General features: G+C 64.4%; 12 protein-coding genes. 6 read left to right on the forward strand and 6 right to left on the reverse strand.

The window, feature by feature from the left end:
• Window positions 1–35 precede the first annotated feature (35 nt).
• Entirely contained in the window at window positions 36–1,220 is a 1,185-nt protein-coding gene (gene desA / locus TQ98_RS00185) for a delta-9 fatty acid desaturase DesA (RefSeq protein ID WP_044870931.1), read from the forward strand.
• Window positions 1,221–1,419: 199 nt separating this feature from the next.
• On the opposite strand, the gene TQ98_RS00190 is transcribed toward desA, so the two are convergent.
• From TQ98_RS00190 to TQ98_RS00200, 3 genes are all read right to left on the reverse strand, one after another.
• Entirely contained in the window at window positions 1,420–2,748 is a 1,329-nt protein-coding gene (locus TQ98_RS00190; RefSeq protein WP_103102823.1) for an OprD family porin, read from the reverse strand.
• Window positions 2,749–2,960: 212 nt separating this feature from the next.
• Complete coding sequence (locus TQ98_RS00195; RefSeq protein WP_044870932.1) at window positions 2,961–3,167, reverse strand: hypothetical protein; 207 nt, start codon at window positions 3,165–3,167, stop codon at window positions 2,961–2,963.
• 89 nt (window positions 3,168–3,256) lie between these two features.
• On the reverse strand, window positions 3,257–4,222 hold the full coding sequence (locus tag TQ98_RS00200) for a LysR family transcriptional regulator (protein ID WP_044870933.1): 966 nt from the start codon (window positions 4,220–4,222) through the stop codon (window positions 3,257–3,259).
• A gap of 151 nt (window positions 4,223–4,373) precedes the next feature.
• Here TQ98_RS00200 and TQ98_RS00205 point away from each other — a divergent pair, with 151 nt between their 5' ends.
• From TQ98_RS00205 to TQ98_RS00215, 3 genes are all read left to right on the forward strand, one after another.
• Window positions 4,374–5,435 (forward strand): HlyD family secretion protein, encoded by a 1,062-nt coding sequence (locus tag TQ98_RS00205; RefSeq protein ID WP_103102824.1) that lies wholly within the window; start codon window positions 4,374–4,376, stop codon window positions 5,433–5,435.
• 15 nt (window positions 5,436–5,450) lie between these two features.
• Window positions 5,451–6,479 (forward strand): DUF2955 domain-containing protein, encoded by a 1,029-nt coding sequence (locus tag TQ98_RS00210; protein WP_044870936.1) that lies wholly within the window; start codon window positions 5,451–5,453, stop codon window positions 6,477–6,479.
• A 75-nt stretch (window positions 6,480–6,554) separates the two neighbouring features.
• Window positions 6,555–7,526 carry a sensor domain-containing diguanylate cyclase gene (locus tag TQ98_RS00215; protein ID WP_044870937.1) on the forward strand — a complete coding sequence of 324 codons (972 nt, stop codon included), beginning with the start codon at window positions 6,555–6,557 and terminating at the stop codon, window positions 7,524–7,526.
• 29 nt (window positions 7,527–7,555) lie between these two features.
• Here TQ98_RS00215 and TQ98_RS00220 read toward each other — a convergent pair whose 3' ends face one another.
• Window positions 7,556–7,903 carry a hypothetical protein gene (locus TQ98_RS00220; RefSeq protein ID WP_044870938.1) on the reverse strand — a complete coding sequence of 116 codons (348 nt, stop codon included), beginning with the start codon at window positions 7,901–7,903 and terminating at the stop codon, window positions 7,556–7,558.
• A gap of 1 nt (window position 7,904) precedes the next feature.
• Window positions 7,905–8,549: a hypothetical protein gene (locus TQ98_RS00225; RefSeq protein WP_146035981.1), complete on the reverse strand. Its 645-nt coding sequence runs from the start codon at window positions 8,547–8,549 to the stop codon at window positions 7,905–7,907.
• A 540-nt stretch (window positions 8,550–9,089) separates the two neighbouring features.
• On the opposite strand from TQ98_RS00225, the gene TQ98_RS00230 reads away from it, so the two are divergent.
• Both TQ98_RS00230 and TQ98_RS00235 read left to right on the forward strand, forming a co-directional pair.
• Window positions 9,090–9,671 (forward strand): alpha/beta hydrolase, encoded by a 582-nt coding sequence (locus TQ98_RS00230; protein ID WP_044870940.1) that lies wholly within the window; start codon window positions 9,090–9,092, stop codon window positions 9,669–9,671.
• A 70-nt stretch (window positions 9,672–9,741) separates the two neighbouring features.
• The gene (locus TQ98_RS00235; protein ID WP_044870941.1) at window positions 9,742–10,662 is read left to right on the forward strand and encodes a sigma-54-dependent transcriptional regulator; all 921 of its coding nucleotides are present in this window, start codon (window positions 9,742–9,744) and stop codon (window positions 10,660–10,662) included.
• A 116-nt stretch (window positions 10,663–10,778) separates the two neighbouring features.
• Here the strand turns inward: TQ98_RS00235 and TQ98_RS00240 are convergent, their stop codons facing one another.
• Window positions 10,779–11,969: an MFS transporter gene (locus TQ98_RS00240; protein WP_044870942.1), complete on the reverse strand. Its 1,191-nt coding sequence runs from the start codon at window positions 11,967–11,969 to the stop codon at window positions 10,779–10,781.
• Window positions 11,970–12,165 lie beyond the last annotated feature (196 nt).

Here is a 12,165-nt window from a genome sequence, read left to right on the forward strand (position 1 = left end):
AAGCCCCGTTCACATTTCCCGAGGCAACACCATCCATGTGGTACAACGGATTTCTCGACCTGTCGCTGTGGCAACTGGTGGCGGTCACCCTGGTGCTGACCCACATCACCATCGTCAGCGTCACCGTCTATCTGCACCGCTATTCGGCGCACCGCTCCCTGGAGCTGCATCCGGCGCTCAAGCATTTCTTCCGCTTCTGGCTGTGGATGACCACCGCCATGAACACCCGCGAGTGGACCGCCATCCACCGCAAGCACCACGCCAAGTGCGAAACCGTCGACGACCCGCACAGCCCGGTCATCAAGGGCCTGTGGACCGTCCTGCGCAAGGGCGCCGAGCTCTACCAGGAAGAGGCGAAGAACGAGGACACCCTGCGCATCTATGGCAAGAACTGCCCGGATGACTGGATGGAGCGCAACGTCTACAGCCGCTTCCCCATTGGTGGCGTGGTACTGATGGCGCTGATCGACCTGGCCCTGTTCGGTGCCGCTGGCATCACCATCTGGGCCGTGCAGATGGCCTGGATTCCCGTCTGGGCCGCCGGCGTGATCAATGGCCTGGGCCACGCCATCGGTTACCGCAACTTCGAATGCCGCGACGCCGCCACCAACCTGGTGCCCTGGGGCATCCTCATCGGCGGCGAAGAGCTGCACAACAACCATCACACCTACCCCAACTCCGCCAAGCTCTCGGTGAAGAAGTGGGAGTTCGACATGGGCTGGGCGTGGATCAAGCTGTTCAGCTGCTTTGGCCTGGCCAAGGTGCAGCGCGTGGCGCCCATCGCCCACCGCGTCGAAGGCAAGGGCAACCTGGACATGGACACCGCCATGGCCATCCTCAACAACCGTTTCCAGATCATGGCCCAGTACCGCAAGCTGGTGATCGGCCCGCTGGTGAAGCAGGAACTGGCCAAGGCCGACGAGTCGGTGCGTCACCTGTTCCGCCGCGCCAAGCGCCTGCTGTCCCGCGAGACCAGCCTGCTCGACGAAGGCCACCAGGCGCGCATCGCCGCCATGCTGGAGCAGAGCCAGGCCCTCAAGGTGATCTACGAGAAGCGCCTGGCGCTGCAGCAGATCTGGGTCAAGACCAGCGCCAATGGCCACGACATGCTCGAAGCCATGAAGCAATGGGTGCACGAGGCCGAGGCCAGTGGAATCCAGTCCCTGCGCGACTTCGCCGAACAGCTGAAGACCTACTCCCTGCGTCCGGCTTCTGCCTGACACTGGAAGTGCCCATGAAAAGGCCGGCAGAGATGCCGGCCTTTTTTTGTTCAAGCGAAGGATTCATCCGTCGATTCGGCGGGGTTTCTCGGGGGCAGCCTGCGCTGCCCTTCGCGATTGAAATCGCTCCTACAGGTCGAGAAGGGATGTCGGCTCTTGGAGGAGCGAATTAATTCGCGAAAGCGGAGCGAGCCGAGCCTCAGAACACCTCGATCGGGTAGTCCACGATCAGGCGCAGTTCGTCCACGTCGTTATCCACGGCGCTGTAACCGTTGCCGCCGCGATGGTTGGCCCAGCGGGCGCGCAGGGCGAGGTCCTTGGCCGCGCCTTCCTGCACCACATAGCGAATGTCCAGATCGCGTTCCCAATGCTTGGCGTGCTTGCCGTCTGCGCTGAACAGATAGCCGTAGCCGGGGCTGTTCGGATCGACCTTGGTCAGGTCCAGTTCGCCGCGGGAGTAGGCCGCCAGGGCGCTCAGGCCGGGAATACCGAGGCCGGCGAAGTCGTAGGCGTATTGCAGCTTCCAGGATTCCTCGTTGGGACCGTTGAAGTCCGAGTACTGCTGCGAGTTGTCCAGGTAGATGCTGTCGCCCTGGTTGATGTAGTCGAACGGCGTGTTGCCATTGACCTTCTGGTACACCGTCGTGAGCGTGTGGTGGCCGATACCCACGGCGAAGTGCGCGCTGTAGGTGTTGTTGTCGATCTCGCCAAGCAGTGCGCTGCCGGTGTCCTGGGTGCGGTAGTAGTTGATGCCGGGGTTCAGGCTGACCAGGTCGTTGAGCTGCCAGGTGTAGTCCAGGTTGGCGTAGTACTGCTTCCATACGTCCTGCAGTTCGGCGGCGTAGAGGCTGCTGGACAGACCTTCCACGCCGGTCCAGGTGCCGCCCAGCCAGCTGATGTGGTGGCTCTTGCGATCATCCGGGAAGACGCCGTAGGAGCTGTCGATGCGCCGGTGACCGCTCTGGTTGTAGAGCTTGGTGAAGCTCACCTGGCCGCCTTCCAGACGCAGGTCCCGGACGCTCTGGTTGACCAGGCTCACGCCACGGAAGGTCTGCGGCAGCATGCGGGTGGTGCCGCCGGCGATCACCGGGTTGTTGATGAACTGGTCGCCGAGCTTCAGCTCGCTATCGAAGCCGCGCAGCTTGAGCGCCGCCCCGCCGCTGGAGAAGTCGTCCGGAGCCTTGCCGAATTTCAGGCCGGGTTTGTCCGGCGCGGTGGTCGGGAGAATCGAGGAGCCGCCGGTACCACCGCCGCCATCCAGCTTCAGGCCGAGCATGCCGTAGGCGTCCACGCCGACGCCGATGGGGCCCTGGGTGTAGCCCGAGTTGAACAGCCCAATGAAGCCCTGCCCCCATTCCTGGCTGTTCTGGGTGCCGGCGTCGCGACGGTCGCGGTTGAAGTAGTAGTTGCGGGTCTGGAGGGTCAGGTGGGAACCCTCGACGAAGCCTTCGTCGGCGGCTTCTTCGGCGTGCGCGCTGGCGGCCAGCAGCGCCAGCGCCAGAGGGGTCATCAGGTACTTGGCGTTCACGTGGTGTTCCTTGTCGTTATGGCAGTGCGAAGAGCGGAAAGCGGCACGGCGGCCTCGGCTGGGCGGCTTGGCCGGTGGAGCCTCAGTCTCCTGGTGTTTGCTGGGGACAGCGCAAAAAAAGGCCGCTCATCGTGAGCGGCCTGAACAGGACGTCGATATAGGAGCTGTCACGCATCAACGTCAGGAGGTGGAGAAAACGAGGGGGGGAGGACTCAGCTGTCCTGGGCGTCGTCGGCCTGCTGCTGTCGCTGCGCGGCGCGCTGCTCGGCAGCGGCCTTCTGCTGGGCGGCCTCGGCGCGCTGCTCGGCCAGAGCTGCGTTACGCGCAACAAAGGTGCCGGATTCGCTGGCCAGGGTCAGTTGCGAGAAAAACAGGGAAAATACGGCGAAAACAGCGGTAAAAATCAGATTACGTTGCATATCTTGAACCTCTCAGATGGTTTCTTGCGAAACATGGCGCCATCTTAGGGAGGTCAGGAAAGGCGAAAAATAGCGGTTTGAGTGAAGAACTATTTCTCTCTGCGCAACAATTTGGAATTGATTGCCCAGTGCTTCGGATCTTCCAGCTGGGTCTCGTCCTGGTTCAGCAGCGGCGGCAGCTCGGCCTTGAGGAACTCCACCCAGGTCTTGATCTTGGCGTCGAGGAAGCGCCGCGAAGGGTAGATCGCGTAGATGTTGCGCTCGCGCAGGCGGTACTCGGGCAGCAGCCGCAGCAGCTTGCCGTCGCGCACGGGCGGGCAGGCGACGAAGGAGGGGAGCAGGCAGACGCCCATGCCGGCCTGGGCCGCCTTGGCCAGGGATTCGGCGACGTTCACCTGGAAGCTTTCGGCGGGCAGCACGTTGAATTCGCCGTGCTCGCCGTTGAACACCCAGCTGTCCTCGTAGAGCGGGTCCAGCAAGCGCAGGTAGCGATGCTGCTGGAGGTCCGCCGGCCCCAGGGGCACGCCATGCTTCTTCAGGTAGCCGGGGGCGGCGCAGAGCACGCTGAACATCGGGCCCAGCACCTGGGCCACCATCTGCGAGTCGGGCAGTTCGCGGGCGAAGGTGATGATGACGTCGTGGCCGTCTTCCAGCAGGTCGGGGGTGCGCTGGGACAGGGTCAGCTCCACCACCACTTCCGGGTACAGCTCGGTGTAGCGCGCCACCAGGGGGGTGAGGTGCTGCAGGCCGAGGCCGGTCATGGTGTGCACGCGCAGGCGGCCGTGGGGCTTGAGGTGGGCGCCGCGGGCCTCGGCGGCGGCTTCGTCCACTTCGCCGAGGATCTGCCGGCAACGCTGCAAGTAGCGCTCGCCCACTTCGGTCAGTGCCAGACGGCGGGTGGTGCGATGCAGCAGGCGGGCCTGGAGCTGCTGCTCCAGTTCCGACACCAGGCGTGACACCTGGGCGGTGGACAGGTCCATGGCCTGGGCGGCGGCGGTGAAACTTCCGGTGTCTATCACCCGCACGAATACCCGCATGCTGTGGAGCGTGTCCATTGTTACCCCTTGTGTAAGGCTGATTCTCGATTTCAGCAGATTATCGACGAAATTTCCGAAAATATACTTTCCCCCATGAGCGGCATTGGCCGAGGGCTGGCCGTTCACGTCTTTCCCGCCCGCGTTTTCAGCGGGCCCCTTCGAGGTTCGCATGACTCCGGATCAGAGATTCGCCCGCCGGGTCCAGGTGGCCGTCGCCCTGTTCGTCCTGCTGTTCGCCTATTTCCTTGCGGCGGACCTGTGGATGCCCATCACGCCCCAGGCGCAGCTGACCCGCCCGGTGCTGCGCATCGCCCCGCGGGTGGATGGCCAGGTGCTGGAGGTGGCCGTGGCCAACAACCAGCACGTCGAGGCTGGCCAGTTGTTGTTCCGCCTCGATCCGCAACCCTTCCGCCTCGCCGTCAGCGCCGCTGAGCTGGCGCTGGAACAGGCCGGGCAGGACAACCGCCAGCTCGACGCCGCGATTGCCGCCGCCCGTGCCGACCAGACAGCCGCCCAGGCCTCGGCCAGCGAGTTGCAACGCGAGGCTGCGCGCCTCGGCCGCCTGGTGCAGAGCCAGCATGTGTCGCGCCAGCTCTTCGAGCAGACCGAGGCCCAGCGCCAGGCCGCCGAGGCCAAGCTGGCCGCCGCGGGTGCGCGCATTCGTGAACTGAGCGCCCAGCGTGGTGCTGCCGGCGAGCACAACCTGCGCTTGCGCCAGGCCCGCAATGCCCTGGAGCAGGCCCGCCTGCAACTGGCATACAGCGAAGTGCGGGCCGAGCGCGCTGGCGTCCTGAGCAACCTGCAGCTGTCCCCCGGCGCCTTCCTGCACGCCGGCAGCCCGGTGGCGGCGCTGGTGGCGGACGAAGCGGACATCAGCGCCGATTTCCGCGAGAAGGCCCTGCGCTATGTGCGCCTGGAGGACAGCGCCTCGGTGGTGTTCGACGCCCTGCCCGGACACATCTTCGACGCGACAGTGACCGCCATCGACGCCGGCGTGAAGGAAGGCCAACTGGACGCCAATGGCGACCTGGCCGCGCCGGCGGTGTCCGACCGCTGGGTGCGCGACGCCCAGCGCCAGCGCCTGCACGTGAGCCTGACCGAAGCCCTGCCCCACGCACTGCCCAGCGGCGCCAAGGCCACCGTCCAGCTCTACCCGCGCGACTCGCACCTGGCGGACCTCTGCGGTCGCCTGCAGATCGCGCTGATCAGCCTGCTGCACTATGTCTATTGAGGGCTGGGTGTACTGATGAGCCGCAGGACAGCGCTGACGGAAAACGACCTGCGCCAGTGCCTGCGCCTGGCCGGCGGCGGCACCCTCGGGCTGTTTCTCTGCAAGCTGATGGGCTGGGACAACGGCTCCTTCTTCTGCGTTTACCCCATGCTCCTGCTGGGCCTCTCGCCCACCATCAACGCCCATGTGGTGCGGCAGTTCCTGCTGCAGTCGGTGGTGGTCAGTCTTGAAGTGCTGCTGATCTACGGCCTGTTCGGCGACCGGCCACAGCTGATGGTGCCCCTGGCCTTCCTAGCCTTCCTCTGGCGCTTCCGCCTCATGGCCCAGGGACCGCTGTTCATGTTCGGCGCCCTCGGCAGCGTGTTCCTCTCCATGCAGCTGCACTTCGCCAGCTACCCGGATACCCACCTCTACGACCTGGTCACCAGCAATCTGGTAGCCGCCGGGCTGACCGTGCTGATCGCCTGGCTGATGTTCTGGCTGTTCCCCGATGCCGAAGCGCGTCCACCTCGGCCGATGCCGGCCAAGGACCTGCCCAGCCAGCGTCATGAGGCGGTGCTCGGGGCGACCATCGCGACCCTGTCGTTCATGCTGTTCCAGAGCTTCGACCTGCGGGACTCGCTGTCCGCCCAGGTGGCGTCAATCCTGGTGCTGTTCCCCATGCACTGGAACGGCATCCGCTTCGCCGGCCGCATCCGCGCCCTCGGCACGCTGCTCGGCTGCGCCATCGGCCTGGCCTTGCAACTGGTGCTCTACAGCCACTACGACGTGCTGCCGCTGGTGACCCTGATGTACTGGACCGCCGCCTTCTGCTGCGCCCGCCTGCACGTGCTGGAGGGCGCCCAGGGCGTCGGCTTCGGCGCGCTGACCACCCTGGCGATCGTCTTCGGCCAATACCTCACGCCACAGCACGACGTGGTCTACTCCATCGCCTACCGTCTCTCTTCGGTCTGCGTGGCGGTATTCCTGACCCTGGTGGCGGTCTTTGTCCTGCATCGACTGCTCAACCGCTTCGCTGCCTTCCGTCATGTCAGCCACGCCTGACCGTCGGTTCGACGCCACGCTGCACTTTTACCCGCCTAATCTGTCGAAGGCAGGTCCTGTCAAGGTAGTGGCCGAATGGAAACGTCCCTGGAATCCCCGAGCGAACTGGAAAAACTCACCCTCGCCCTGCTCCACAGCCGCGGCGAGGTGGAACGGCTGCGCGAGCGCGAAGCGATCTACAGCAGCCTGCTGGGCAGCGTGAATGCTGTGCTCTGGGCCTTCGACTGGGAGGCCCAGGGGGTCATCTATGTCAGCCCCGCCTACGAGACATTGTTCGGCCGCTCCGCCGCCCTGCTGCTGGCGGACTACAGCGAGTGGCGCAATTGCATCTACCCGGACGACGTGGACTACGCCGCACAGAGCTTCGCCGATGTGCTGGAGAAGGGCGCCATCGAGGCCCGCGAGTACCGCATCATTCGCGCCGACGGCCAACTGCGCTGGATCAGCGACAAGTGCTTCATCAGCCAGCGCGGTGGGGAGGGGCAGCCGACCATCGTGGTCGGCATCGCCGAAGACATCACCGAGAAGAAACAGCTGGAAGGCGAGCTGCACCGCCTGGCCACCACCGATGTGCTGACCAAGAGCAGCAACCGCCGGCACTTCTTCGAATGCGCCCAGCACGAGTTCGACCTCGCCGTGCAGTACGGCACTCCGCTGGCCTTCATCCTGCTGGACATCGATGACTTCAAGCAGATCAACGACACCCACGGCCACCAGGTCGGCGACCAGGTGCTGCAACGCATCGCCCAGTGCGGCGCCAATGCCCTGCGCCGGGGCGATCACTTCGGCCGCATAGGCGGCGAGGAATTCGCCGCCCTGCTGCCCGGCTGCACACCGGAACTGGCCCGGCAGATCGCCGAGCGCCTGCAACGAGAGGTGCAGCGTCTGAGCGTCACCATCGAAGGCCGCACGTTCGGCGTCACCGTCAGCCAGGGCCTGGCGAACCTGCGCGACGACGGCAGCCTCGACAGCCTCTACGCCCGCGCCGATGCGGCCATGTACAAGGCCAAGCGTGGCGGCAAGAACCAGATTGTCCTGGCGGACTGAGCCGACCGCCGGTTCGGCCGCTATTGAAACTACCAGAAGGTCAGTTCTATCTGGTTTCTGTATGCCGAGAAGGTCGTGACCATGCAGGCCAACCCTTTGAGTTTGATTGTGCTGCCTGAGAGTTTACCGGCCAGATCCCCAAGTGCTTCTCTCAGCCACTTTTGATGGGCCCCGATGGCCAGACCGGACGTCACTCCACCGAGTAGACTCAACATATCGCTATTACAGCGGCGATCACTCTCAATGGCCTGTTGCACTATGTCGACAGTCGCCCCGTTGAACATGCTCTTTTTGGATGAGAAGACTTGCGCATATTTTCCCCAAAGAAGCTCCATGATCAGGTAAAGACTTTCTTGTTCTGCAGGTGAAAGATGCATGTCAGTTCCCCAGTATTCCTCTATCTAGATAAACGTTGTCAAAAATTATTCTTTTTAGTTCTTTCTCGCTAATTCCTTTTGCAGAAATAAAGTTGAGTGCCTGGGGGTTGTCGTCGGCTGTCAGGTAGCCATCCACATATCCATCCTGTTCGTCTATTAACAGATAGGCGATTCCACCTGGGATTTTCATGACGTTCGCTCGACGCCCCTGTGCGATAGCGCGTGACGTGTTACGGATATCTTCTTGGGCAATTTCACTCAGCCCCAGCTCCGACGTAAGCTCATCCAGCCCTAATACGAGTCGGGGGAACTTCCGCATATCGATGTCGTAACCAAAAATGGGGTTATAGAAAGCGAATATGGAGAGCATCCTCTGCCGACCTGTCTTGTTCCGTCTGTCGAAGATCACACCCAAGCCATTGTTTTCAGACCCCATGATCGTTACGCCGTCCAATGCGCCGACGGGGATCTTGAACGAATAGGGCCTGACCATCAGGTCGATATATCCAAGTTCCCTCGGTTCTGTCGGATTTGAATTGCATCCGCTCAGTAAAAGAAATAGCCCAACGAAAAGCAGAGTCCGCCAGAAGATCATGCGTTTACTCCAGGTAAAGAATGCGGAAAAGAGCCTAGCAGCGGAGATCATGATTAACTCGCTGAAAGTTTCAGCGAGTCATGTAAGAAATTTCGAATTACGGGCCGGATGTAACCTTGGTGCAGTCAGGTTCCACTCTTCTAGGGCACCTCGTATCTAGTGCTCCACCATCACGCGGCAATGCCCTGCTCAGCCCTCGTTGCGCAGGCGGTACAGGCGGCACTCGGTGACCAGCGCCTGCTGGTTTGGGTCGCGTTTGCGAGCCTTCAGGAAGCCCGCGCGTCGTAGCCTGCGACAGGTTGCCGTTGCGCATGAGGGCGAGGAAGGTATCCAGCTCCTTCCGGCTCAGTCCATCGTCGAATTGCATGGCGGCCATTTGGCGCGTTGCTGGTTGGTGCATAGCAACGCGATGGGTATCGCTCTGCTCGCGGAGCGCCGCCCTGCCCATCCTGTAGACCTGCTCCGTCGCGACGGAGATGACGTTGTGCGAATAAGCCAACAAGGAATAAGCAAATAAATTCTTATTCCTTAACAGATATATGAAGAGCGCCTAGACTGCCCAGCATCGAACTTCAGCAAGGAGGGCTCGCCATGCGCAGCCAGGCCATTCGCTACTTGATTCTGCCGGGATGGCAGGGCTCGTCCGACGAGCATTGGCAGAGCCATTGGCAACGCACCCTGCCCAATGCCAGCCGGGTCGAGCAGGCCGACTGGGACAACCCGGAGCGCGATGCCTGGGTGGCAGCGGTGGAGCGCGCCATCGATGCCGAGCGCACACCGGCCATCCTGATCGCCCACAGCCTGGGTTGCGTGACGGTCGCCCACTGGGCCGCGCAGTCCGACCCGGATGTGCTGCGTCGCGTGCGTGGCGCGCTGCTGGTGGCGCCGGCGGATGTGCAGCGCCCCGGTTGTCCGGAGCCGCTCAAGGGCTTCGCCCCCGTACCCCGTAATCTGCTGCCCTTCCCCAGCCTGCTGGTGGGGTCGGACAACGACCACGCCGCCAGCCCTCAGCGGGCATTGGAAATGGCCCGTGACTGGGGCGCGGAAGCCGCCATTCTCACCGGTGCCGGCCATATCAACGTGAAGTCCGGGCACCACACCTGGGAGCAGGGCTTCGCTCACCTGTATCGCCTGCAGGGTCGCGTCGAGCAACTGGCTCGCAAGCACGCCTGATCCTCCTCCGCATTCAGCAATACGCCAGGGTCCGCTGCTTTGCAGCCTGGGCCCGGCGGGAGATTTCGTCATGTACAAGGAAACCCCCGGTCAGCCGTTGCTGACCTTCGCCGACGCCGACCGCAGCCCCCTGAGCATCCGCGCCCGCGCGCTGGTCTTCGTCGATGAGCGCTCGCGCCGCCTGCGGGAAGACGTGGACCAATTGGCCCCCAGTGCGCTGCCGGTGCTGATCCAGGGCGAGACGGGAACCGGCAAGGAGCTGCTGGCGCGCCAGATCCACCGTTCCAGCGATCGGCCCGGCCTGTTCGTGGCGGTGAGCTGCAGCGCCATCAGCAGGAGCTACGCCGAGGCCGAGCTGTTCGGCCACGCCGCCGGTGCCCACAGTGGATCGGCCAGCAGCCGTGCCGGCTGGTTCGGTTCGGCCAATGGCGGAACCCTCTACCTGGATGAAATCGGCGACCTGCCGCTACCGCTACAGGCCAAGCTGCTGGCGGCACTGGAGAGCCGTGAGGTGATTCGCGTCGGCGCCCAGCAGCCGACGCCTGTGGACGTGCGCCTGGTGGCCGCCACCAGCATCGACCTGGCCAAGGCGGTGCGCGTGGGCAAGTTCAATGCACGGCTCTATCAGTACCTGGATGAGGGGCGGGTGGAGTTGCCGCCGCTGCGCGAGCGCCCCGCCGATATCCTGCCGCTGGCGGAGTACTTCCTCGGCATCTACGCCCAACGCCTGGACCTGCCACTGCCGCTGATCGGCCCGGCCGCCCAGGCGGCCCTGGAGGCCTATCCCTGGCCGGGCAATACCCGCGAGCTGGAGAACAGCGTGCACTTCGCCCTGCTGGTGAGCGAGGGGGACGAGATCCAGCCGCAACACCTCAACCTGCCGCCCCTGCCGGGCTATGCCCAGCTTGCCGTGCAGTTGCGCCGGCTGGCGGCCAATGACGAGGAACGCGACCACCTGCGCCAGTTGTTCGCCGAAGTGTTGGCAGGGTAGGCGAGCTGCGGACGTAGGGTGGACCACGCCTCATCGGTCCACCATTCGAGGTTCGGCCAGGCTCCGTCGGTGGATGTAAAAAGCGACATCCACCCTACGGTCCTGTTCTCCGCCGATCAGTGAATCTGTCCAGTGGCCTTCAGGTGGTCCTTCACCGACCGCAGGCGCGGCAGCGGCAGGCAAACGAGGATGCTCAGGACCAGCACGCCCGCGCCCATCAACGGCAGGTTGGCCAGGCCCATGCTGGTGCTCAGCCACAGACCGCCGACGAAGGCGCCGCTGGCGTTGCCCAGGTTGAACGCGGCGTGGCTCAGCGTGGCGGCCAGGCTCGCGGATTCGCCGGCCTGCTCCACCAGCAGCAGTTGCAGCGGCGAGGAGATGGCGAAACTGGCCACGCCCCAGAGGAACAGGCAGCCCAGGGCCAGGGCCGGAATCTGCGCGAAGACGAACAATCCCAGCAGGCACAGCGTGCTCACCCCGAAGGCCAGGGGCAGGGCGTGGCGGAAGCCCTTGTCGGCCAGGCGCCCACCCAGCAGGTTGCCCACGGTCAGGCCGATGCCGAACAGCAGCAGGGCGAAGTTGGCGTGCTCCGGGCTGAAGCCGGAGACGTCGCGCAGCAGCGGGCTGATGTAGGTGAACACGCCGAACAGCGCCACCGACGACAGGCTGCAGACGAACAGCGCATGCAGTACCGGGCGACGCAGGATGCCGCTCCAGGCCCCGGCGGTATTGGATTGCGGCTTGGGCGCGGCCGGCAGCCAGAGGGCCTGGGCGAGCAAGGTGAGGAAGCCCAGACCCGCCACCACCATGAATGTCACCCGCCAGCTGGTGGCCTGGCCCAGCCAGGCGCCCGCCGGCACGCCGAGCACGTTGGCGATGGTCAGGCCGCTGAGCACCAGGGCCATGGCCGAGGCACGACGATGCGGCGGGGCCAGTTCGGCGGCCAGCAGGGTGGCGCAGCCGAAGAAGCCGGCGTGGCTGAAGGCGGTGAACATACGCATCGCCAGCAGCCATTCGTAGGTCGGCGCGAGGGCGCAGCCGAGGTTGCCCAGGGCATAGGCGCCCATCAGCCAGAGCAGGGCCTGGCGTCGCGGCAGGCGTCCGAGCAGCGGACCCAGCAGCGGCGCGCCGATTACCACGCCCATGGCGTAGGCGCTGACCAGCAGGCCGGCGTCGGAGAGGCTGACCTGGAGGTCTTTGGCGACCTCGGGCAACAGGCCCATGATGATGAATTCGCTGCTGCCGACGACGAAGCCGCCCAGGGCGAGGGCCAGCAATGGCAGGGAGAGGAGGGTGCTCGGGTTCATGCGGGTTCCGGTGGCGGGGCGGTATTGCGAGGGGCGCGGATTCTACGCGCAATTCCTTGCAGGGAGCTTGCCGGAAGGAACAAGCGGCGGAGGACAATCTGTAGGAGCGAATTCATTCGCCGAGGGCAGCGCAGCTGCCCCCTGGAAGCCCAAGTGGCAGACCTGCGGCCTACTTGGCGAATGAATTCGCCCCTAC

It is taken from the genome of Pseudomonas sp. LFM046 (assembly GCF_000949385.2).
Classification (GTDB): Bacteria; Pseudomonadota; Gammaproteobacteria; order Pseudomonadales; family Pseudomonadaceae; genus Metapseudomonas.